Annotated in this window: 17 protein-coding genes; 11 read left to right on the plus strand and 6 right to left on the minus strand. The window is 68.9% G+C overall.

Translation table 11 applies throughout. The features are described 5' to 3' along the window. Positions 1 to 72: 72 nt before the first annotated feature. Positions 73 to 1086 (minus strand): LacI family DNA-binding transcriptional regulator, encoded by a 1014-nt coding sequence (locus tag ACIBL3_RS02805; RefSeq protein WP_396351436.1) that lies wholly within the window; start codon positions 1084 to 1086, stop codon positions 73 to 75. Positions 1087 to 1209: 123 nt separating this feature from the next. Between ACIBL3_RS02805 and ACIBL3_RS02810 the strand changes: the two genes are divergently transcribed. Beyond that, a complete protein-coding gene (locus tag ACIBL3_RS02810) occupies positions 1210 to 3117 on the plus strand; it encodes a discoidin domain-containing protein (protein ID WP_396351437.1) in 1908 nt (635 codons plus the stop codon). A 1-nt stretch (position 3118) separates the two neighbouring features. Here the strand turns inward: ACIBL3_RS02810 and ACIBL3_RS02815 are convergent, their stop codons facing one another. Continuing rightward, on the minus strand, positions 3119 to 4672 hold the full coding sequence (locus ACIBL3_RS02815; RefSeq protein ID WP_396351438.1) for an alkaline phosphatase D family protein: 1554 nt from the start codon (positions 4670 to 4672) through the stop codon (positions 3119 to 3121). A gap of 144 nt (positions 4673 to 4816) precedes the next feature. On the opposite strand from ACIBL3_RS02815, the gene ACIBL3_RS02820 reads away from it, so the two are divergent. Further along, positions 4817 to 5278, plus strand: a complete 462-nt coding sequence (locus ACIBL3_RS02820; protein WP_396351439.1) for a GNAT family N-acetyltransferase — start codon at positions 4817 to 4819, stop codon at positions 5276 to 5278. Here the strand turns inward: ACIBL3_RS02820 and ACIBL3_RS02825 are convergent. Next, the gene (locus ACIBL3_RS02825; RefSeq protein ID WP_396351440.1) at positions 5275 to 6711 is read right to left on the minus strand and encodes an ATP-binding protein; all 1437 of its coding nucleotides are present in this window, start codon (positions 6709 to 6711) and stop codon (positions 5275 to 5277) included. The two genes, ACIBL3_RS02820 and ACIBL3_RS02825, sit on opposite strands and share 4 nt — an antisense overlap. A gap of 44 nt (positions 6712 to 6755) precedes the next feature. Then, on the minus strand, positions 6756 to 7376 hold the full coding sequence (locus ACIBL3_RS02830) for a hypothetical protein (protein ID WP_396351441.1): 621 nt from the start codon (positions 7374 to 7376) through the stop codon (positions 6756 to 6758). A gap of 27 nt (positions 7377 to 7403) precedes the next feature. Between ACIBL3_RS02830 and ACIBL3_RS02835 the strand changes: the two genes are divergently transcribed. Beyond that, positions 7404 to 8177 (plus strand): aminotransferase class IV, encoded by a 774-nt coding sequence (locus ACIBL3_RS02835; protein ID WP_396351442.1) that lies wholly within the window; start codon positions 7404 to 7406, stop codon positions 8175 to 8177. Here ACIBL3_RS02835 and ACIBL3_RS02840 read toward each other — a convergent pair. Further along, on the minus strand, positions 8174 to 9634 hold the full coding sequence (locus ACIBL3_RS02840) for a CCA tRNA nucleotidyltransferase (protein WP_396351443.1): 1461 nt from the start codon (positions 9632 to 9634) through the stop codon (positions 8174 to 8176). The genes ACIBL3_RS02835 and ACIBL3_RS02840 overlap by 4 nt on opposite strands. Positions 9635 to 9658: 24 nt before the next feature. Here ACIBL3_RS02840 and ACIBL3_RS02845 point away from each other — a divergent pair, with 24 nt between their 5' ends. The 8 genes from ACIBL3_RS02845 (at position 9659) to ACIBL3_RS02880 (ending at position 19589) form a co-directional block, all read left to right on the plus strand. Further along, positions 9659 to 12010 carry a hypothetical protein gene (locus ACIBL3_RS02845; protein WP_396351444.1) on the plus strand — a complete coding sequence of 784 codons (2352 nt, stop codon included), beginning with the start codon at positions 9659 to 9661 and terminating at the stop codon, positions 12008 to 12010. Then, a complete protein-coding gene (gene murJ, locus ACIBL3_RS02850; protein WP_396351445.1) occupies positions 12003 to 13649 on the plus strand; it encodes a murein biosynthesis integral membrane protein MurJ in 1647 nt (548 codons plus the stop codon). Before ACIBL3_RS02845 ends, murJ begins: the two co-directional genes overlap by 8 nt. 103 nt (positions 13650 to 13752) lie before the next feature. Continuing rightward, positions 13753 to 15396 carry a protein kinase family protein gene (locus ACIBL3_RS02855; protein WP_396351446.1) on the plus strand — a complete coding sequence of 548 codons (1644 nt, stop codon included), beginning with the start codon at positions 13753 to 13755 and terminating at the stop codon, positions 15394 to 15396. After that, positions 15393 to 16091 carry an RNA polymerase sigma factor SigM gene (gene sigM, locus ACIBL3_RS02860; RefSeq protein WP_396351447.1) on the plus strand — a complete coding sequence of 233 codons (699 nt, stop codon included), beginning with the start codon at positions 15393 to 15395 and terminating at the stop codon, positions 16089 to 16091. Before ACIBL3_RS02855 ends, sigM begins: the two co-directional genes overlap by 4 nt. A 123-nt stretch (positions 16092 to 16214) precedes the next feature. After that, positions 16215 to 16970, plus strand: a complete 756-nt coding sequence (locus ACIBL3_RS02865; protein WP_396351448.1) for an anti-sigma factor family protein — start codon at positions 16215 to 16217, stop codon at positions 16968 to 16970. 107 nt (positions 16971 to 17077) lie between these two features. Next, the gene (gene trxB / locus ACIBL3_RS02870; RefSeq protein WP_396351449.1) at positions 17078 to 18064 is read left to right on the plus strand and encodes a thioredoxin-disulfide reductase; all 987 of its coding nucleotides are present in this window, start codon (positions 17078 to 17080) and stop codon (positions 18062 to 18064) included. Between the two features lie 29 nt (positions 18065 to 18093). Further along, on the plus strand, positions 18094 to 18423 hold the full coding sequence (trxA, locus tag ACIBL3_RS02875; RefSeq protein ID WP_396351450.1) for a thioredoxin: 330 nt from the start codon (positions 18094 to 18096) through the stop codon (positions 18421 to 18423). 41 nt (positions 18424 to 18464) lie between these two features. Continuing rightward, positions 18465 to 19589: an N-acetylmuramoyl-L-alanine amidase gene (locus ACIBL3_RS02880; RefSeq protein WP_396351451.1), complete on the plus strand. Its 1125-nt coding sequence runs from the start codon at positions 18465 to 18467 to the stop codon at positions 19587 to 19589. Here the strand turns inward: ACIBL3_RS02880 and ACIBL3_RS02885 are convergent, their stop codons facing one another. Beyond that, complete coding sequence (locus tag ACIBL3_RS02885; protein ID WP_396351452.1) at positions 19590 to 21740, minus strand: MMPL family transporter; 2151 nt, start codon at positions 21738 to 21740, stop codon at positions 19590 to 19592. Between the last annotated feature and the right edge of the window lie 43 nt (positions 21741 to 21783).

A 21783-nucleotide genomic window follows, 5' to 3' on the forward strand; every position in this document is an offset into this window, starting at 1 on the left:
CCTCGTACGGCGGTTGGCTGCCGGAGCGGTGGGGCGGGGGTTGGGGGTGGGGTGCGGTGGGGTGGGGTTGGGTCAGCGGGGGTGGCTGGTGGTGCCTCGGATTACCAGTTCGGTGGCTAGTTCTATGTGGAGGGCTTCTAGTTGGTGGCGGTCCAGGAGGCGGGTCAGGAGGCTTACTGCCATGCGGCCCATTTCCTGGAGGGGTTGGCGGACTGTGGTGAGTTGGGGGGTGGTGGCTTGGCCCAGGTCTATGTCGTCGAAGCCGGTGATTGAAAGGTCGCGGGGGACGGCGAGGCCGCGGTCGGCGGCGGCGTGTAGGGCGCCTAGGGCGGTCTTGTCGTTGAAGGCGACCAAAGCGGTGGGGCGTGGGGTGAGGGACAGGAGTTCCGCGGCGGCTCGGCGGCCTTGTTCGACTGTTGGTTCTACGTGGCGGGTCAACGCGGGGTCGGGGAGGATGCCGGCGTCGGCGAGGGCTGCGGAGTGACCGCTCAGGCGGGCGTCGGCAGCGAGCCATTCGCGGGGTCCGCCGATCACGCCGATGCGGGTGTGACCGAGTGACGTGAGGTGCGCGGTGACCTGCCGCGCGCCGGAGTGATGCGCCGCCGACACCGACGGGACGTCCCGCGGCAGCGTCGTCCGCGGATCCACCACCACGAACGGGAACCGCCGCGCCCGCAACCGCACGACCTCCTCGGCCGGCTCCGGCGGCAGGATCAGGATCGCCCCACCGACCCCACGCTGAGCCGGCAACCGCGACAACACCGCGTCCTGCGCAGCCGCCTCGCCCGCGTTCAGGATGACCTGTCGCCCGTGCCGATCCAGCGTCTCCGCGATCGACGACACGATCAGCCCGAAGTAGTCGGTCAGCACGTACGGGCACCGCACGTAGACGGCTCCGTCGACGGGTTTTGCAGTACCTCCGCGCGGACTCGGCGCCCGCAGTCCCAGCTCCGAGACTGCGCGCTCGACCAGCTCCCGAGTCTCCGGCGCCACGCTGCCCTGCTGGTTGAGCACCCGGGAGACCGTCGCGATCGACACCCCGGTCGCCGCCGCGACCTCCCGGACGGTCACCCGATCCCTACGCATTTGTTACATCGCCTTGTTTCACGCTCAGCACTCTAAGCCCACGCTCCTGGCCATTGACAGACCTCAGCACCCAGCGTTTCCTGGCGCTGTTTGTTGCACTTTGTTTCAACTCCGAGGAGTGCGATGAGAACACCGGCAATCGCCGCCGCCCTGGCGCTCGCCACCGGTTCGCTGACCGGTCCCGCCGCCCAGGCGCAGCCGCACCAATCAACCGACCAGGCCCGCGTCTGGGTCACCACTCCGGACCGCGCCGAGCTACTGCACGAACGCGCCCCGGTCACCTTCCAGCGAGGAGCGAGCGACCGTACGACGATCACGGTCGACCCGCGGACGTCGTACCAGACCGTCGACGGCTTCGGCGCCTCGATCACCGACTCGTCGGCCAACGTGCTCTACCAGCTGAGCCCGGCCGACCGGGACGAGACGATGCGGTCGCTGTTCGACCCGAAGCAGGGCATCGGCGTCAGCTTTCTGCGCCAGCCGGTCGGCTCGTCCGACTTCACCGCCGAGGCCGAGCACTACACGTACGACGACGTGCCCGCCGGCCAGACCGACTTCGCGCTGAAGCACTTCAGCATCGCGCACGACCAGCAGCAGATCCTCCCGCTGCTGCGCCGAGCCAAGCAGCTCAACCCCGCCCTCAAAGTGATGGCCACGCCGTGGAGCCCACCCGCCTGGATGAAGGACGGCGACTCCCTGGTCGGCGGCCGGCTGAAGGACGACCCGGCCGTGTACGACGCCTATGCGCGCTACCTGGTGAAGTTCGTGCAGGCTTACGCCAAGGCCGGTGTGCCGATCGACTTCATCTCGGTCCAGAACGAGCCGCAGAACCGCAAGCCCAGCGCCTACCCGGGCACGGACATGCCAGTCCGCGCCGAGGCAGCGGTCATCTCTGCGCTAGGTCCCAAGCTGCGCGCGGCCAGCCCGCGGACCAAGATCCTCGGCTACGACCACAACTGGACCACGCACCCCGGCGACATCGCATCGACCCCGCCCGGCGAGGACCCGGAGACCGGCTACCCGTACAAGCTCCTGCGTAGTGAGGCCGCGAAGTGGATCGCGGGTACGGCGTACCACTGCTACTCCGGCGATCCGTCCAAGCAGACCGACCTGCACAACGCGTTCCCGTCGAAGGGCATCTGGTTCACCGAGTGCTCCGGCTCGCACGGACCGAACGACACCCCGCCGCAGATCTTCCGCGGCACCCTGACCTGGCACGCGCGCAACCTGATGATCGGCACCACCCGGAACTGGGCGAAGTCGGTGGTGAACTGGAACATCGCGCTCGACTCCACCGGCGGCCCGCACCTCGGCGGCTGCGACACCTGCACCGGTCTGGTCACGCTGCACCCGGACGGGACGGTCAGCACCGACGCCGAGTACTACACGATCGGCCACCTGTCGAAGTTCGTCCGGCCGGGTGCGGTCCGGATCGGGAGCACGTCGTACGGCACGACCGGGTGGAACGGGCAACTGATGTCCGTTGCCTTCCGCAACCGCGACGGCTCGACGGCGCTCGTCGTACACAACGAGAACGACGACCCGCGACAGTTCGCCGTCGCGCTCGGCGACAAACACTTCGACTACGAGCTGCCTGGCGGTGCGGTCGCGACCTTCACCTGGGACCTCAATGCGTCGACACCCCAGCCAGTTTCGCTGGACGGCGCAACCGCGACCGCGTCCGTGAACTCGGCCGAGGCCGGGTTGGCGATCGATGCGGACGGATCGACGGTCTGGCAGAGCAAGCAGGCGCAGGCCGCCGGCCAGTGGCTGCAGGTCGACCTCGGGTCGGCGCGTCACTTCCGTGAGGTCGCGCTGGACAGCGGCGGTCACCTCGGCGACTACGCCGCCACCTGGCAGGTTGCTACCAGCAACGACGGCGTGCACTGGTCCACGCCAGTGACCGGAAGCTCGACCGGGCAGCTCACCACAGTCGAGCTCCCGCCGACCAAGGCGAGGTACATGCGAGTGACCTCGACAGCCACCAGCGACCACTGGTGGAGCCTGGCCGACCTGCGCCTCTACCGGTGAGTCAGACCTCGATCCGCGAGCTGCCGCGCGCCGTCCGGGCCTGGTAGCTCGTCGCCACCGGAGCGTCGGGGCGGAGCTTGTCCACTGCGCGGTAGGACAGCTTCGCCTCGTCGCTCGTCACTTCGAGTACGCCGTACCCGTGCTGCCGCATGTCGATCAGCTTGAGATGCGGGTTGTACTGCAGCCGCTTCTGCTCCTCGGTCCGCGCGCCAGCCGCCCCCTTGAGGTCGCCGGTGTTCGTCGAGGACACCGACGGTACGACGAACTCCACACCGGACCGCTTCGTGCCGGCGGGGTTGCCCGGACTGCCAGGTGCGAAGCCGGTGCTCCACAGCTCGCCGGCGAAGGTGTCGTGGTCGTCGCCGGTGACGACCACGAGGTCGGAGACCCGGTCGGCGGCCAGGGACAGCAGTTCGGTCCGCTCGGCGCCGTACCCGTCCCAGGTGTCCATGAAGGCGCGCTCACCGGCGGGTCCGGTGACCATGCCCATCATCATGTTCGGGTTGGCGAGCACCTTCCAGCGGGCGCCGGAGCCGCGCAGTCCGTTCTCCAGCCACGTCTTCTGCGCCGCGCCGAGCATGCTCCGGCCGGACGCGTCGGCCGCCTCGCAGACGATGCTGCCGCCGTCGTCGCAGGGCTGGTCGTCCTTGTACTGCCGGTTGTCGATGGCAAACAACTCCACAGTCCGGCCGAGCCGTAGCGAGCGGTAGGTCCGCGTCAGGTCGCCGGCGTACCGCGGGACCGGCATCCGCTCGAACCAGGTGTGCCAGGCCGCGCTGCGCTTCTCCTCGAAGAACGGCTCGGGCAGCGACCAGTTGTCCTTGCTGTAGTTGTTGCGGAACTCGTGGTCGTCCCACAGCGGCAGGAACGCGTGCTGCGCATGCATCGCCCGGAGGTTCGCGTCACTGCGGTAGAACGTGTACTTCGCCCGCATCGTCGACAGCACCTGTGGATAGAGGTTCAGGTCGATGCCGCGGACCCCGGGAACGGTCGCCTCGTACACGTAGTCGCCGAGGCACACGACCAGGTCGAGATCCTCCTGAGCGAGGTGCCGGTGGGTGGCGTAGTACCCCTCGGTGAAGCCCTGGCAGGTGAAGAACCCGATCCGCACCGGCTCGTTCGAGTCCGCCGGACGCAGGGTCTGGAACCGGCCGACCGGGGAGACGGTGTCCTTGCCGCGGAACTGGTAGAAGTACTCCGCGCCGGCGGCGAGCCCGGTCGCCTGGAAGTGCACGCAGCCGTCCCACTGCTTCGCCGCGATCACGGTCTCGACGATTGCCGGACTGCTGAGGTCGCGGTTCTTGGACACGACCACGGCCAACTCGGCGTCCCCCTCGAACAGCCCGCGCGGGACTCGGGTCCACAAGGTGGCGCCGTCCGTCCGCGGGACGCCGGCCATGATCCCTTCCGGGAACGTCGCGCCGGCGACCAACGTGGCCGACGCATCGGCGGCCTTCCGCAGTACCGGCGTACCCGCGTGTGCCTGGACCGGTACGGCGGCTGCTGCGCCGACGGCTCCGAGAGTGCCTAGGACGGTTCTCCGGGTCAGGGTCATGGCGAAAATACTGAGCGGTAATGATGAATTGTGGAAGAGCTGAGCGCGACCAACTGGTTGCGGTGGGTTGCCTCACTGTTGTCCACAGCCCAGGAGAGAAAGACGAAACAGGAGCGTCATGCCCGATTGCTACCGTCTGGAAGCATGACGGTGGAGCTGATCGAGGGAATGGAACTGCGCACGGTTCCCAGTACCGACCCCGCCCTGGTGGCGCTGACGACCGCCCAGCAGGCCGAGCTGGCCGCGATGTACGGCGAGGACCAGCCGCTGGTCGCACTCCACCCGGACATCTCCTTCACCATGCTCCTGCTCGAAGGCACCCCGGTCGGCTGCGTCGGCCTCCAACCCGTCGCCCCGAGCCTCGGCGAGATCAAGCGCATGTACGTCGACCCGTCCGCCCGCGGCTGGGGCCTCTCCCGAGTCCTCTTGGACGCCGTCGAGTCCCAGGCACGCGCCACCGGCCTGACCCGTCTCCGCCTCGAAACCGGCACCCACCAAACCGCCGCCATAGCCCTCTACACCAACCACGGCTACACCTCGATCCCGCCGTACCCACCCTTCGAAAACGAAGCAGCCTCCCTCTGCTACGCCAAGGACCTGGCCTAGGGGGCGACCGCATACAAGTCGTCGAGACCGATCGTCAGGACGGCCGGGTCGAGGTCCGGTTCGAACCCGGCGCCGCTGTAACAGGCAAGGATCGTCTCCGAGGTGTCATAGTCACGGGACAGCAGTTGCCGCGCCCGCTCGAGCCGCTCGACATGACGGCGGCCCATGACCTCACCCCATTTCGCTTCACCGAGCGACAGAATCTTGCGCCGCTGCCCCGGCAGTCCCGCGGCCATCACCACCACGTCGACCTCGATCTGGCCCCGTCGGGCTCTGTCCGCGACCACGCCGGCGCCGATCTCGCCGGGTAGCTCACCGAAGAGCTCGGGTGGCGCCCACAAGGCGAAGTCCCGGCAGAGCTGCTCGTAGTGCGGACCGATGACCTGGGACCAGTACTTCGTCTTGGCGGCCGCCCAGACGGTCTGCGCCCGTCCGCTCTCCAGAGCGCCCCACTGCGAGCGCATCACGACCTGATAGAAGGTGACCAGCGGTTCCGCGACCTGGTAGATGGCACGGCCCGCGCGAAAGATGTCCGGCTGGATGCGCAGCAGACCACTGTCCTCGAGAACCACCAGGTGGTGCCCGATATCGGTCGACTTCCGACCGACGAAGTTCGCGATGCCGCCACGCGTCCTGTTGCCTGCGGCAACCGCAGCGAGGACCGAGTGGTACAGCGCGCTGTCCCGCACCTGCATCTCCTCCTCTAGCAGGTAGCGCGCCTCCCTGAGGAGGGGGCGGACCGGGTTCAGCGCGGTCCGCACAACCCAGTCGTCGAAGTCGTCGACGGACTGTGGGCTGTCGTCCGCGGCGAAGCGGCGGTACGCAGGAGTGCCGCCGACGACAGAGTGAACGAGCACGGCCAGCCGCGGGTCGTCTATCTCCCAGAACTGTTTGGCCAGCCAATAGTCGAACGGCCTGATGACCATCTCCAGATTGGCCCTGCCGCGCAGCGGCGCGGTCCCCGACAGCAGGCGACCCATCACCGACATCGCCGATCCGCACAACAGCAGGTTGGTCCGCCGGCCGGCCGACGCGGCGCGATCGATCTCGCGCTGGAAGATCGACGGCAGCGCCGGTGAGACCTTGCTCAGGTACGGGAACTCGTCGATGACGAACGGGCCTTTGGCCGGATCCACCGCGAAGAGGAAGCGGACCGCCTCGTCCCAGGTGTCGAAGCGCGGTGGGGACGGCTGACCGAGATGGTCGCCCAGGGCTGCCCCGAAGAGGCTGAGCGACTCGGTCTCGGTCGCCTCGGTCGCGCCGAAGTACAGGCCGCCGGTGAGGTCGGCGAGCGCCTCGATCAGGTAGGTCTTGCCCTGCCTCCGACGTCCGCTGACAACCCCCAGGCGGGGGTAGTCCGCGACTGTCGTCGCGAACTGCGCAAGGTTCGCCCACTCGAAATCGCGGGCGAAGATCGAAGCTGGCTTCTGCATGCTTGATAAGTGTACTTATTATAAATGTAGTTATCAAACATGCATCAGGCTCTCGGGAGGTTCAGGACGAGGTGGGGGCCGTCGGGGTGGAAGCCGAGTTTGGTGAGGTAGGGGGTGGAGTCGCGCATGTTGGGTGGGGCCAGGACCTGGTGGAAGCCGTGGTCGGTGAAGACGTCGCTGCGGCGGTAGACGAATTCCCCGGGGGTGAAGTCGCGGTACTTCGGGACGACGTAGTCGAGGTCGATCTGGGCGCGGCCGTCGCCGGCGTCGTGGGCGAGGACGACGCCGACGGTGCGGTCGCCGTGCTGCACCAGGAAGGCGTACGGGCTGTCGCTCTGGGTGAAGCCGGGGTTGAAACGGCTGATGTCCTTCTGGTGCTGGGCCAGGACGTGACCGAGGTAGGCGTCACCGGAGCCGACCTCGAGAACCTTGTACTCCGCCTCGTCGTGTCGGTGCCGGAGCAGCCGCCAGAGATGCACCATGTTGATCACGGCCAGGACCGCGTTCATGCCGACCATCGGCCAGACGCCGATCGCCGCGTTGAAGCCGACCAGGATCACGCAGCCGATCAGGTTCAGCAGCCGCAGCCGCAGGATCCGGCTCTGCAGCAGGGACCAGACGACCAGTGCGGATCCGCCCCACCCGATGATGCTCAAGACGTCCACAGCGCGAGCGTAGATCAGACTGGGGCGGTGAACGATGCGCTGCTGCTCAACGGAGAACCGCTGCTGACCATCGACCCCGAGTTGCTGCGAGCAACGAGCTACGGGCACTTCAGCTCGCTGCAGGTCCGCGACGGCCGGGTGGACGGTCTGGATCTGCACTTCGAACGCCTCGACCGCAGTTCTCGCGAGGTCTTCGGCCTACCGCTCGCCGCCGATCGGGTCCGCGCCGACCTGCGCGCCGCCCTCGACCACGCCGGCACCGGCGACCTCTCCCTCCGCGTCAACGTCTTCGCCACGACCGAGCTCCAACTGCTCGTCCGAGTGAGTCCACCTGTCGATCCCGGCACCCAACCCGTGCGACTCCGCGCGTTCCGGCACGAGCGCGCCGTCCCGCACCTCAAGCACACCGGCACCTTCGACCTCATCTACTACGGCCGCCAGGCAGAGCTCGCCGGGTACGACGACGCCGTGTTCCACACCGCGTCCGGCGAGATCTCCGAAGCCTCGATCTGGAACATCTGCTTCGCCCGCGGCACCAGCATCGTCTTCCCGTCCGCCCCGGTCCTCCCCGGCATCCGCCAGCAGGTCCTGCAACGCGGCCTCGATACCTATACAACTACCAGCGTCCCGCTCACCGATCTGCCGACGTACGACGCCGCCTACCTGACGAACTCGATCGACCCGGCCCTACCTGTCGCCGCGATCACGACCGACCAGGGCACGACGACGTACGGCGAGCACGCAGTCTCGGCAGCGGTGATCGCCAAGGCCTACGAGGCGGTCCCGGCGCAGGAGATCTAACTGCGCTCGTTCCACCACTTGACGAGTTCTTCGCGAGCGCGCTCTGCGCCGACGGGCCCCTGGTCGAGGCGGAGGTCCATCAGGAACTTGTACGCCTGGCCGACCTCGCGTCCCGGCGGGATGCCGAGGATCTCCATGATCTGGTTGCCGTCCAGATCGGGGCGCAGCGAGTCGAGCTCCTCCTGCTCCTTCAATCGCTCGATCCGGGCCTCGAGGTCGTCGTACGCGGCCCGGAGCGCCTCGGCCTTGCGCCGGTTGCGCGTGGTGCAGTCGGCGCGGGTCAGGATGTGCAGGCGGTCGAGCTCGTCGCCGGCGTCGCGGACATAGCGCCGTACGGCGGAGTCCGTCCACTCGCCGGTGCCGTAGCCGTGGAACCGCAGGTGCAGCTCGACGAGCTTGCCGACCTGGTCGATCTGGTCGTTGCTGAACCGGAGCGCCCTCATTCGCTTCCGGGCCAGCTTCGCGCCGACCACGTCGTGGTGGTGGAACGTCACCTTGCCGCCGTCCTCGAACCGGCGGGTCTTCGGTTTTCCGATGTCGTGGATCAGCGCGGCGAACCGAACGACGAAATCGGGCGTCGGACCATCGAGACGTGATTCGAGGTCGATGGCCTGATCGAGGACGGTGAGTGAGTGCTGGTACACGTCCTTGTGCCGGTGGTGCTCGTCCCGCTCCAGCTTGAGCGCGGGCAGCTCAGGCAGCACGTGGTCGGCCAAGCCGGTCGACACCAGCAGGTCCAGACCGATCCGCGGGTGGTCGGAGATGACCAGCTTGATCAGCTCGTCGCGGATCCGCTCCGCCGACACGATCGTGATCCGCTCGGCCATCGCGGTCATCGCGGCCACCACCGCGGGGTCCGGGGTGAACCCGAGCTGGGCGGCGAACCGGGCCGCCCGCATCATCCGCAGCGGGTCGTCGGAGAACGAGTCCTCGGGGGTGCCCGGGGTCCGGATCCGGCGGGCGGCGACGTCCTCGATCCCGCCGTACGGGTCGACGAAGGTGTGCTCCGGGAGCCGCACCGCCATCGCGTTCATCGCGAAGTCGCGCCGGGACAGGTCGCCCTCGAGGCTGTCGCCGTACGAGACCTCCGGCTTGCGCGAGGTGGGATCGTAGGACTCCGACCTGTATGTCGTGATCTCCAGCACCCAGTCGCCCTTGCGGCAACCGATCGTTCCGAAGGCCTTACCGATGTCCCAGATGTGGTCCGCCCAGCCGGACAGCAACCGTTCGATCACGTCGGGGTGCGCGGAGGTGGCGAAGTCCAGGTCCTTGCTCCCCCGGCCGAGGAGAATGTCCCGGACCGGGCCTCCGACCAGGGCGATCTCGTGCCCGGCGCCGACGAAGCGGGCACCGAGCTCGTCGACCACCGGTGCGATCTGCAGCAGGGTCCGGACCGCTCGTTGCTGGACGGCGGACAACGATCCGGCGGAGGCTGACTGGTCGGCGAATGGTGACACGGGAAACTAGGTTACGGTGACGGCGTGTTGAGACGGCGACTGAGGCTCTCCGCTGCGGCGGTTGCGGGCCTGCTGATCGCTGCGTCGGCAGCGGTTCTCGGTACGGCGCCCTCGTCGGCGGCGCCGGACGAGAACCCGGTGGTCGACGTCACCATCGACTCGTTCGGCCCGGTCGCACCGTCTCCCGGCCAGGAAGTGGTGATCAAGGGCCGGGTCACGAACACCAGCGACACGACGTTCCGGGACCCGCAGGCGCTGGCGTGCATCGACCGCAAACGGCTGGCCACCAACGCCGACATCGCCGCTGTCCCGACCGAGCAGGATGTGCCGACGAGCGAGCTGGACAGCTGTGAGCGGATGACTACGTTCGAGTCCGGCACCTTCCAGCAGTTCGGCGCACCGCTGGCCCCAAAGGCGTCGGTGGAATTCACCCTGACGGTGCCCTGGAGCGAGTGGCAGGTCAGCAAGCACACCGGTGTCTACGTGGTTGGAGTCGTGTTCCGCGGGCAGCCGGACGAGGACAACAAGGAGCGGATGACCGCCGGCCGGGCCCGGACGCTGATGCCGGTGATCGGCACCGAACCGGCGACCCGCAAGGTGAACACCGCCCTGGTCATTCCGTTGCGCCATCGCCCGACCCAACTGGGTGGCACCAGGTTCGCAAACGACTCGCTGGCCCAGTCGATGGCGCCGAACGGCCCGCTCGGCCGACTGCTCGCCCTCGGCAGAACGCACAAGGTCACCTGGCTGGTAGACCCCGCGATGCTCGACGAGGCCCGCCGGATCGAGGACGGGTACGTCGTCGTCGGCGACGACAACCAGACCACGCCGGGCACCGGCCAGTCGGTGGTCGCCTCCTGGCTGAAGGAGTTCGACGCCAGCCGGGTCCGGGGCAACCAAGTGGTCCTGCTCCCGTACGGCGACCCGGACGTGGCCAGCCTGATCGACGCCAGCGACCCGGCGGACCAGGACGCGGTGAGCAAGATCGTCGGCGAAGCCCGGGCCGAGAGCGAGGAGTACAACCTCGCGCCACCGGGTTCGACCGTGCCGGCGGCCTTCACCAACGGCTTGTGGTTGGAGAACGGCTCGGCGCGCAGCCGGTACCTGGCCGCGGCCTCGTCCGGCTTCCGCGGGTCCCGGGACACCGACCTGAACCTGGTCGGCAGCTCGGCCTGGGCGAGCGCCGAACGGCCGACCCTGAGCCCGTCGCCGGTCTACACCGTGCTCACGCCGGAGGGACCGAAGAAAGAGGCCCGCACCCTCATCGCGAACTCGGCCCTCACCTCCGGTGGCCCGGACCCGGGCACGGCCGAGAGCCCGCTGCAGGTCCGGCAACGGTTCGCCGCCGAGACCGCGCTGCTGGCCACCGGCGGCACGACGCCGGTGTCGGTGGTCGTGCTGCCGCCACGGGGCTGGGACGCCGACGGCAACGCGACGGCGGCGATCGCCGGCAACCTCTCGCTGCCGTGGATCACCACCACCGACGTCAACCAGATCGTCGCGGCCACGACGAAGCCGCTGATCACCAAGGCGCCGACCGCACCCCGGGCGAACCCGTCGCTCACCAATGGCCAGGTCGACGCCGTGAAGCGGCTCAACGACGCCACCCTGACCCTGCGGAACCTGCTGACCGACCAGGACAACCTGGACGAGAACATCCAGCGCGCACGGCTGCGCTCGGCGTCCAACGGCTGGCGCGGATCCGCCGACGAGGCGCGGCAGTTCACCGCGATCGAGACCGGCTCGGTCAACCAGCAGCTGGCCAAGGTGGAGCTGGTCAACTCCAGCGAGCAGGACCAGCACAAGGTGATCAAGGTCAACCTGGCCGGCAGCAAGGGCACCTTCCCGCTGACCATCTCGAACCAGCTGGACGAGTCGATCCGGGTCGGCATCCAGGTGACGCCGGCGAACCGGACCGACCTGCGGATCAAGCCGCTGCAGACGAAGGTGCTGCCGCCGCGTGGCAAGGCGACGTACCTGATCGAGGCGAGTGCGGAGCAGAACGGTGTCATCCGGGCGAACGCCCAGGTGGTCACCGCGTCCGGGCGCGCGGTCGGCCCGTCCCAGGAGCTGGTGATCGAGGCCGCGCAGTACGGCAGTGTCGGCTGGATCCTGGTCGGCGCCGCCTGCGCCCTGCTGTTCGGTACGTCGTTCGTCCGCATCTACCGGCGGATCCGGACCGAGCGCCGCAACCCGGCGCCGGCCGCCGGGGCGACTGCCGACCCGCTGCACCCCGCGCCGATCGACCCCGAGCCGGAGCCCGGCACCGGCCCGGTGAACTCGGCCGAGCCGCCTGCCGGCGGTGTGCCGGACACCGTCCCCGAGACCGCGGCGGACGCCTCCCTGAAAGAAGGAGTCGGTTCGAAGGATGGCTGACCGCACCCTGCGATCCGCGGCGGTGATGGCAGCCGGAACGGTGCTGTCCCGCCTGCTCGGATTCGTCCGGATCGCGCTGCTCGCGGCCGCCATCGGTTCCGCGCTGCGCAACGACATCTTCACCGCCGCGAACACCATTCCGAACAGCCTGTACATCCTGCTGGCCGGCGGTGTCTTCAACACCGTGCTGGTGCCGCAACTGGTCCGGGCGATCAAGAACCATGACGACGGCGGCCAGGACTTCACCAACCGGGTGCTCACCTTCGGTTTCGTCGTGCTCGCCGTGGTGACGGTCGGGTGCGTGCTGCTCGCGCCGGCCATCGCCAACCTGTACATGCCGGAGGAGCTGAAGGACCCGTCGAACGCGTCCGAGCGGGCGTCGATGGTGATGTTCGTCCGGCTCTGCCTGCCACAGATCTTCTTCTACGGCGCGTTCGTGCTGGTCGGCCAGGTGCTGAACGCGCGGCGCCGGTTCGGCCCGATGATGTGGGCGCCGATCGCGAACAACGTCGTCGCCTGCGCGTCGATCGTGGTGTTCCTGCTGATCTACCGCACCGGCGACAACCCGCCGACCTACAGCCAGGGCGAGGAGCTGCTGCTCGGGCTCGGCCACACGGTGGGCATCGCCGTACAGCTGCTGGTGCTGTTGCCTTATCTGGCGGCGAGCGGGCACCTGTACCGGCCGAAGTTCGGGCTGCGGGGCACCGGGTTGGGGCACACCGCGCGGCTCGGCATCTGGACCGTGCTGTTCGTCGCGGTCAACCAGGTGACGCTGGTGGTCGTCACACGGCTGGCCATCGCAGGTACTGCCTCGGACGACGTGGGGGCGAAGGCCGGTCTGTTCGCGTACAGCACGGCGATGCTGATCATCCTGGTGCCGCACGGCATCGTGACGGTGTCGCTGGCGACGGCAGCGCTGCCCCAGATGTCGGCGTACGCGGCCGACGGTGAGGTCACGGAAGTGAGCCGGCTCGCGGCGCGGTCGACCCGGCAGACGCTGGCGATCGTAGTGCCGGCGGCTGCCGCGATGATCGCGTTCGCCTACCCGATCGTCACGGTGATCGCCGGGTACGGCTCCGGTAAGAACAACCTGACGCTGATGTCGTACACACTGATGACGCTGGCGCTGGGCCTCGTGCCCTTCACCATTCAGTACTTCCAGCTGCGCACCTTCTACGCGTACGAGGACACCCGGACACCGTTCTTCCTGCAGTGCGTGATCGCAGCGACGAACATCACGGCCGCCGTGGTCGGGGTGCGGGTGGTGCTGAGCGCGGAGAATCTCCGGTTCAGCGGTGTCGTGCTCGGTGCGGCGTACGCGCTCGCTTACCTGGTCGCCGTACTGATCTCCCGCCCGGTCCTGCGCCGCAAGGTCCCGCGGGTGCACGGCGCGGGGATCGGGCTACCGTTGCTCGCCATGGTGATCGCCGCGGTACTCGCGGTAGGAGTCGGACGGGGTGCGCTCTGGCTGCTGAACTCGGTCGTCGACTGGTCCGGACCGGTGGGTGCGCTTCTTCAACTCGCGGTCGCGGCGATCGTGATGCTTCCGGTGTACGCCGGAATCTCCCGGGTACTGCGCATCCACGAGGTCAACGACGTGGTGTCGCTGGTCACATCGAAACTCCCCGGTCGCCGCTGAACCGATCCGCTTGTGCACTCGTGCACACCTCAGTAGCTGACGGGGGCACTAGCATGGGGGCTGCGATCAGGCTGCCGGGCACCAAGGAGAGGGCGAGAGACACGTGTCGAACCAGACTGTCAGTCCTGGTGCCCTGCTCGCCGGCCGGTACCGGATCGCCGAGTTGCTCGCGGAGATCGACGGGGCACGGGTCTGGCGCGCAGTGGACGAGGTGCTGAGCCGGGCCGTCGTGGTCGACGTCCTGCCGGTCGGTGACCCGCGGACCAACCTGCTCTTCGACGCCGCCCGGCGCGCTGCCGCGGCGGCCGACCCGCGGTTCCTGCGGGTGCTCGACTGCGACATGCACGACGGCGTCACGTACTGCGTCCGGGAGTGGGCCGGCGGCCGCCCGCTCGAGCGGATGCTCAGTAGCGGACCGCTGACCGGCCAGCAGGCCGGCTGGCTGGCCCGCGAGGTATCCGAAGCGCTGGAGAACCTGCACCGCACCGGCCACGCTCACGGCTCCATCAGCCCGGCGACCGTCGTGGTCACCGACGCCGGAGCGATCAAGGTCGTCGGCCTCGCCACCGAGGCGGCGTTGCGTTCGACCGGCCCGGGTTCGCCCGAGCAGGACGTCTACGCCCTCGGCGAGCTGCTCTATGCCTCGCTTACTGGTCGCTGGCCAGGTCCCGCGCCCGCCTGGGGTCTGCAGCCCGCTCCGGTGGAGCACGGCCGACTGCTGAGCCCGCGCCAGGTGCGAGCGGGTGTGCCGCGGTCGCTCGACGACATCAGCGATCGGCTGCTCAGCGACCCGCCGCGGCACCACGCGCCGCCGATCACCAGCGCGGCCGGCCTGTCCGCTGCATTGTCCGGCGTCGTCGGCAGCTCGCACGAGCCGCCGAGCCAGATGGACGAGACCGTCGCGATCGCCCGGCAGAACGGCAGCATCGACGACGCCACTCAGGTCGTGCCGCCGACGCCGCCCGCGTTGGCCCCGACGCCCCCGCCGTACCAGTCCAACGGTCAGCAGGCGCAGTCGGCGTACCAGGCTCCGACCGAGACCCGTCCGGTCCGCCGCCAGACGCCACCACCGCCGAACGGCAACGGTCACCGGCGCCGGGACGAGCCGAAGCCGAAGGGCTCCTGGGGTGGCCGGATCCTGATCCTGCTCGCCGTACTGGCGCTGCTGTCGGTGATCGCGATGGCCCAGTTCCTGCTCAAGGGCGGCCTGAACGACGGGTCCGGCGGCGACTCGGACGACGCCGGGAAGTCCACCGCGCCGCAGAGCAGTGCGCCGCCGCCGGCCACCGCCGGGCCGATCAAGATCGTCAGCGGCAAGGACTTCGACCCGGAGGGCGACAAGGCGGAGCACCCGGAGGACGTGCGCAACACGTTCGACGGCAAGCCGGACACGACTTGGGACACCATGACGTACCGGAACAAGCCGAACCTGGGCGGCCTCAAGGACGGCGTCGGGATCATCTACAACCTGGGCGCGCCGACGACCGTGTCCAAGGTGGCGGTCGCACTCAAGGGTGACGGGACCGACCTGGAGATCATGGTGCCGAAGGGTGACACGACCAAGTCGCCGAGTGGCTTGAGCGGCTGGACCTCCGTCGCGACGCAGGAGGACCAGCCCGCCGGGAACGCGATGCTGACGCTGTCGAAGCCGACCGAGACCCAGTACGTGCTGGTCTGGCTGACCAAGCTTCCGAAGGCCGGAAATGGCTACCGCGGTGAGATCTCGGAAGTCACAATCCAGAAATGACCTCGCCTGATGTCACCCGGATCGGCGCGGCAGACCCCGTGGCCCAGCAGGAAGGGCATGCTGGGCCGGTGAGCTACGACCAGATGGACGACCACGAGCTGCTCCGGCTGCACGTGGCCGGCAACCCCGACACGTTCGGGCACCTGGTCCGGCGGCACCGGGACCGGATGTGGGCGGTCGCCATCCGGACCCTGGGCGAGCCCGAGGAGGCCGCCGACGCGCTGCAGGAGGCGTTCATCTCGGCGTTCCGCCGGGCCGACTCGTTCCGCGGCGATGCCAAGGTGACCACCTGGCTGCACCGGATCGTCGTGAACGCCTGCCTGGACCGGATCCGCCGCCGCCAGGTCCGGGCCGCCGACCCGCTGCCGGAGGACGAGGACCGCGCCGCCGAGCTGGCCGGTCCGGCCGAGGAGGACCCGGCCGAAGTCCGCGAGCGGCGGCTGGACGTGCTCAACGCGCTCAAGCAGATCAACGAGGACCAGCGCAGCGCTCTCGTCCTCGTCGACATGGAGGGCTACTCGATCGAGGAAGCCGCCGCCATCCTGGGCTGCGCACCCGGTACGGTGAAGAGCCGTTGCGCCCGCGGCCGGGCCCGGCTGCTGCCGCTGCTCCGGCACTGGCAGACCACCCGGGCCGGCGCCGACGAGTCCGACGTACCGGAAAAGACCGCCGCGGAAACGGTGGGAACCGAATGACTGGGTACTCCGTCGAAGCGGAGTCGCCGAACTGCGACCTAGCTTCCATGCCTCGACCCGGAGTATTCCGATGATCACTCTGCGCCCGATCCTGGGCATCTCCCGTGAGGGGGCGAGTTCCCGATGACCGATTCCGGTCTGCCGACCAGCGAGCACCTCGAGCACCTGGACACGGACACCATCGCCGATCTGATCGAGAACCTGCTGCCCGCGCCCGAGGCACATCGAGCTCGTGAACACGTGAAGGCCTGTCCGGAGTGTCAGCAGACGTTCGACGCGCTGACGCAGCTGTCCGAGGACCTCGCCGAGGAGGGCCGCGCGGACATTCCGATGCCGGCCGACATCGCCGAGCACCTCGACCAGGTGATCGTCTCGGAGTCCGTGCTGCGGTCGTCCACCGTCGGCGTGCACTCCCTGGCCCAGATCCGCGAGGAGCCGCACCGGCACATCCCCAAGCTGCTGACGGCGGCTGCCGGGGTCGTGCTCGTGGCCGCGGTCGGCGTCGGTGTGGTGATCGCCACGAAGGACCAGGGCAGCGACGCCACGAACCCGACCGCCGCGCTGCCGACCGGCGTACCGACGATGACCGCCAAGGACGTCGGTCCGGAGGCCCAGCAGTGGCTGGAGAAGTCCAACGGGGCAGTGCTGCACGGTACGGCCGACGAGATCGCCTGCGCCCGGCGATTCGCCACCGGCCGGCCGAACCCGAACGTGCAGCTGGTCCAGCCGGTCAAGGTCGACGGCAGGCGAGCGATCCTGATCGGCCTGCCGGGCGGCTCACCGCGTGATATTCAGCTCTTCGTCGTCACCGGGTGTAGCGATCCGGGTGGGTCTGCCAGCCCGTTCTACGAGACCAATGTGACCCTGCGCAATCGTTGAGATGTCGCTGGTCTCACCCGGCCCTGCGATGGGTACCGTGGGAATGGTCGGCCTCTAGGATCCGTTGAGTACGACGTACCAGTCTCGACGACACGAGGAACGCCTGTATGAGCGAGTCCGCAGTCCGCAACGTCATCATCGTCGGCTCCGGTCCGGCCGGTTACACCGCCGCCGTGTACGCCGCGCGTGCCCGGCTGGAGCCGCTCGTCTTCGAGGGGTCGGTCACCGCCGGCGGTGCGCTGATGACCACCACCGAGGTGGAGAACTTCCCCGGGTTCAGCGAGGGCATCATGGGCCCGGCGCTGATGGACGAGATGCGGAGCCAGGCCGAGCGCTTCGGCGCGGAGCTGATCCCGGACGACATCGTGTCGATGGACCTGACCGGCGAGATCAAGTCGGTCACCGACTCTGCCGGAACCGAGCACTGGGCCAAGACCGTCATCCTGGCGATGGGGTCCGGCTACCGCAAGCTCGACCTGCCGGACGAGGAGCGGATGTCCGGCCACGGCGTGTCCTGGTGTGCGACCTGTGACGGCTTCTTCTTCCGCGAGCAGGAGATCGCGGTGGTCGGTGGCGGCGACTCCGCCGTCGAGGAGGCCACCTTCCTCACCCGGTTCGGGAAGAAGGTCACCCTGATCCACCGCCGCGACGAGCTGCGCGCCTCCAAGATCATGGCCGACCGGGCGTTCGCGAACGACAAGATCGAGTTCGCCTGGAACTCCGAGGTCGCCGCGATCAACGGCGACGACAAGCTGACCGGCGTCACGCTGCGGGACACCGTGACCGGTGAGACCCGGGAGCTGCCGGTGACCGGCCTGTTCATCGCGATCGGGCACGACCCGCGCTCGGAGCTGGTGAAGGGCCAGGTGCGCCTGGACGAAGAGGGCTACGTCCTGGTCCGCGAGGGCAGCACCGAGACCAACCTGCCCGGCGTCTTCGCCGCCGGCGACCTGGTGGACCACACCTACCGGCAGGCGATCACCGCCGCCGGCACCGGCTGTGCGGCCGCCCTGGACGCCGAGCGCTTCCTGGCCACCCTCGAGCACGAGGCCACCGCGGCTGCCGCCGCGGCCACCGAGCCTGTCACCGTCTGACCCTGACAATCACTGAAGGAGATACGCCCGTGGGCGAGAAGATGAAGGCCGTCACCGACGCCGAGTTCGACCAGACCGTGCTGAAGAGCGACAAGCCGGTGCTGGTGGACTTCTGGGCCGAGTGGTGCGGGCCGTGCCGCCAGGTCTCCCCGATCCTGGAGGAGCTGAACCAGGACCACAGCGACAAGATCACGTTCCTGAAGATGAACGTGGACGAGAACCCGGTCACCCCGAGCAACTACCGCGTCACCGGTATCCCTACCATCAACGTCTACGTGAACGGTGAGCTGGCCAAGTCCATCGTCGGCGCCAAGCCGAAGGCGGCGCTGCTCAAGGAGCTGGCCGACTTCACCTCCTGATTGACTGGACACCCCGTCCGCCACACGGCAAGGAGCAGTTGATGGAAGGCCCCCACGGCGTGTACCGGATCGGCGACAGCGGTGAGGCGGTCGCCGAGATCATCGGCAAGCTCCAGCGGCTCGGGCTGCTGGAAGGCGGTCACTCCGTCTACGACGAAGCGACTGCGCACGCGGTGCGGGGCTTCCAGCAGCAACGTGGGCTGATGATCGACGGGATCGTCGGCCCGCAGACCTACCGGGCGATCGACGACGCGCGTTGGCGGCTGGGCGACCGGCTGCTGACGTACGTCGTCTCGCACCCACTGACCGGTGACGACGTGCTGGCGCTGCAGGCGAAGCTGCAGGAGCTCGGCTTCGCGGTGGCCCGGATCGACGGCATCTTCGGTCCGGACACGCAGCGCGCGGTCACCGAGTTCCAGCGCAACATGGGCCTGCCGGCCGACGGCACCTGCGGCCCGTCGACGTTCAAGGCGCTGCAGCGGATCAAGCCGATGGCGACCGGCGGCCGCCCGGACGCATTACGCGCTTCCGAGGCGGTTCGGGCCGCGGGTCCGCGACTGTCCGGCAAGACCGTGGTGATCGACCCCGGCCACGGCGGCTTCGACTACGGCTGGGAGGGCTTCGGCCTGCGCGAGTCCGACGTCGCGTACGACCTGGCCTCCCGGATCGAGGGTCGGCTGGGCGCGACCGGCGTACGGGCATATCTGTCGCGTGGGCGGGATCAGGGGCCGGACGAGCTGGCCCGGGCCGCGTTCGCCAACGAGACGGACGCCAACCTCTGTGTGTCGCTGCACACCGATGGGTCGATGAACCCGGAGGCGCAGGGCGTCGCGACGTACTACTACGGCAACGACCTGCACGGTGCCTCCTCCAGCGTCGGTGAGCAGTTCGCCGGGCTGGTGCAGCGCGAGATCGTCGCGCGCACCGACCTGCTGAACTGCCGGACGCACGCCAAGACGTGGGACCTGCTGCGGCGGACCAAGATGCCCGCGGTCCGGCTGGAGATCGGGTACGTCACCAACCCGCACGACTCGGCCCGGCTGGCCGACCCCGCCTTCCGCGACGTGGTGGCCGAAGCGATCGTGGTCGCGATCCAGCGGGTCTACCTCCCGCCGGAGCAGGACGCGGCCACCGGCATGCTTCGCTTCGGCCAACTCACCGTCTGACTACTCCTTCTCGAGCGCGATCTTCGGCAGCGCCCGGTCGAGGCCGCGCGGGAGCCACCAGGCGCGGTTGCCGAACAGGCGCATCACGGCCGGCACGATCACGCAGCGGATGAGTACGGCGTCCAGCAGTACGGCGGTCGCCAGGCCGAGGCCGAACTGCTTCAGCATCCGATCCGGGCTGAGCAGGAACGCGCCGAACACCACGATCATGATCGCGGCCGCCGCCGTGATCACGCTGCCGGTGTTCGCCAGCCCTTCCCGGACCGCTTCCCGAGCGTCCTTGGTACGCCGCCACTCCTCATGGATCCGCGAGACCAGGAAGACCTCGTAGTCCATCGACAACCCGAAGACGATCGCGAAGATCATCACCGGGACGAACGCCTCGATCGGACCGGGCTGCGCACCGAACCAGCCCTGCTGGAAGACCAGCGTGATGACGCCGAGCGAGGCGCCGATGCTGAGCAGGTTGAGCACCGCCGCCTTCAGCGGGACCAGGATCGACCGGAATACCGCCATCAGCAGCAGAGCCGACAGCCCGACCACGACCAGCACGAAGATCGGCAGCCGGTTGCTCACCGCGGAGGCGAAGTCGTCGGCCGCCGCTGTCGCTCCACCGACCAGGTACGTCGCCTTCGTCTGCGACTCGAGTGCCGGCAGTGTGTCGTCGCGCAGCCGCTCCACGAGCTCGCTGGTCGCGGCGTCCTGAGGTGCCGACTTCGGGAACGCCAGTACCGTCGCGACCTTTCCGTCAGGTGTCAGCTGTGGCGGAGTCACGGCTGCGATGTTCGGGTCCTTCTGCAGCGTCTGGCCGAGTGCCCGAGCTGCCGCCTCGTCGCCTTCGGACACGACCACGAGCGGGCCGTTGAAGCCGGGCCCGAAGCCTTGGGCCAGGAGGTCGTACGCCTTCCGGCTGGTCTTGACCGGGTCGTCCGTCCCCGCGTCCGCGAACCCGAGCCGCATGTCCAACGCGGGCAACGACAGCGCGATCAGTGCGGCGGTCCCGAGCACCAGCGGCACCCACGGACCCCGCTGCACAACGGCCGCCAGCTTCCGCCAGCCATCACCAGGCGTACGGCGCTTCTTCGCATCGTGCTTGCGGACGCTCTTCTCGATCCGCTTCCCGAACAGCGTGAGCAGCGCGGGCAACAGGCTCACCGCGGCCAGCATCGTCATCAGCACTGTCAGCGTGACGCCGAGCGCGACGCCTTGCAGTGCACCGAGCCCGAGCGCCAGCAGACCGAGCAAGGCGATCACCACGGTGCAACCCGCGAACATCACCGAACGCCCGGCGGTGTCGAGGGCGACCATCGAGGCGGTCGCCCGGTCGGTGCCGTCCTTCAGCAGCTCGTGGCGGTAGCGCGAGAAGATCAGCAACGCGTAGTCGATACCGACCCCGAGACCGACCAGCATCATCACCGGCGCGGTGTAGTCGGGCACGGTGAACAGGTGCGAGGCGAGCACCAGCAGGCCGAGCGTGCCGCCGACGGCGAACACCGCGGTCAGCAGCGGAAGCGTTGCCGCGAGCAAGGACCCGAACAGGAACACCAGGATCACCAGCGCGGCCAGGATGCCGGCGCCCTCGGCCGCACCACCCTCGCTCTCGGCCGCCGACCGGGCCAGGTCGCCACCGACCTCGACCTGCAGACCGGGCTGGGCGAAGTCCTGCGCCCGATCGATGATCGCCCGTACGTCCTCGACCGGCATCTCCTCGACCGTCGTGTCCAGTCCGACCGTGGAGTACGCCGTACGGCCGTCCTGGGACAGTGATCCGGGGGCGGTGAACGGGTCGGCCACCGAGGCCACGTGCGGGAGGTCGCCGACGACCGCGAGCATCGACGCGATGCGCTGCTTCTCCGCCGCCAGGCCGTTGTCGGCGTGCAGGACGATCTGCACTGACGCGGTGTCGCCCTGCGGCTGGTGCTCACGGAAGATGTCGGTCACCCGCTGGGAGTCGGTCCCGGGCAGCGAGGTGTCGTTGCGGTAGTCGTCGCCGATCAGGCTCGAGGCCGCCGTCACGGCGACCAGGGCGACCACCCAGAGCAGTACGGCGATGCCGGCGTGCCGCATCGACCAGCCGGACACGCGGTGCAGCAGCCCAGGGCGTCCACCCTCCTTCCCGGGCTGTCGTCGTACTGGAGTGTCCACGGTCATGGCTTGCGCCTCCCCTAATAAGTAGATTCACTACATGTTGTCT

Source organism: Kribbella sp. NPDC050124, from assembly GCF_044460355.1.
Lineage (GTDB): Bacteria > Actinomycetota > Actinomycetes > Propionibacteriales > Kribbellaceae > Kribbella.

Excerpts from the sequence above, each read along its gene's own strand:
- ACIBL3_RS02805 (WP_396351436.1), bottom strand. The coding sequence starts at position 1,086 with ATGCGTAGGGATCGGGTGACCGTCCGGGAGGTCGCGGCGGCGACCGGG.
- ACIBL3_RS02810 (WP_396351437.1), top strand. The coding sequence starts at position 1,210 with ATGAGAACACCGGCAATCGCCGCCGCCCTGGCGCTCGCCACCGGTTCG.
- ACIBL3_RS02815 (WP_396351438.1), bottom strand. The coding sequence starts at position 4,672 with ATGACCCTGACCCGGAGAACCGTCCTAGGCACTCTCGGAGCCGTCGGC.
- ACIBL3_RS02820 (WP_396351439.1), top strand. The coding sequence starts at position 4,817 with ATGACGGTGGAGCTGATCGAGGGAATGGAACTGCGCACGGTTCCCAGT.
- ACIBL3_RS02825 (WP_396351440.1), bottom strand. The coding sequence starts at position 6,711 with ATGCAGAAGCCAGCTTCGATCTTCGCCCGCGATTTCGAGTGGGCGAAC.
- murJ (WP_396351445.1), top strand. The coding sequence starts at position 12,003 with ATGGCTGACCGCACCCTGCGATCCGCGGCGGTGATGGCAGCCGGAACG.
- sigM (WP_396351447.1), top strand. The coding sequence starts at position 15,393 with ATGACCTCGCCTGATGTCACCCGGATCGGCGCGGCAGACCCCGTGGCC.
- ACIBL3_RS02865 (WP_396351448.1), top strand. The coding sequence starts at position 16,215 with ATGACCGATTCCGGTCTGCCGACCAGCGAGCACCTCGAGCACCTGGAC.
- trxB (WP_396351449.1), top strand. The coding sequence starts at position 17,078 with ATGAGCGAGTCCGCAGTCCGCAACGTCATCATCGTCGGCTCCGGTCCG.
- ACIBL3_RS02880 (WP_396351451.1), top strand. The coding sequence starts at position 18,465 with ATGGAAGGCCCCCACGGCGTGTACCGGATCGGCGACAGCGGTGAGGCG.
- ACIBL3_RS02885 (WP_396351452.1), bottom strand. The coding sequence starts at position 21,740 with ATGACCGTGGACACTCCAGTACGACGACAGCCCGGGAAGGAGGGTGGA.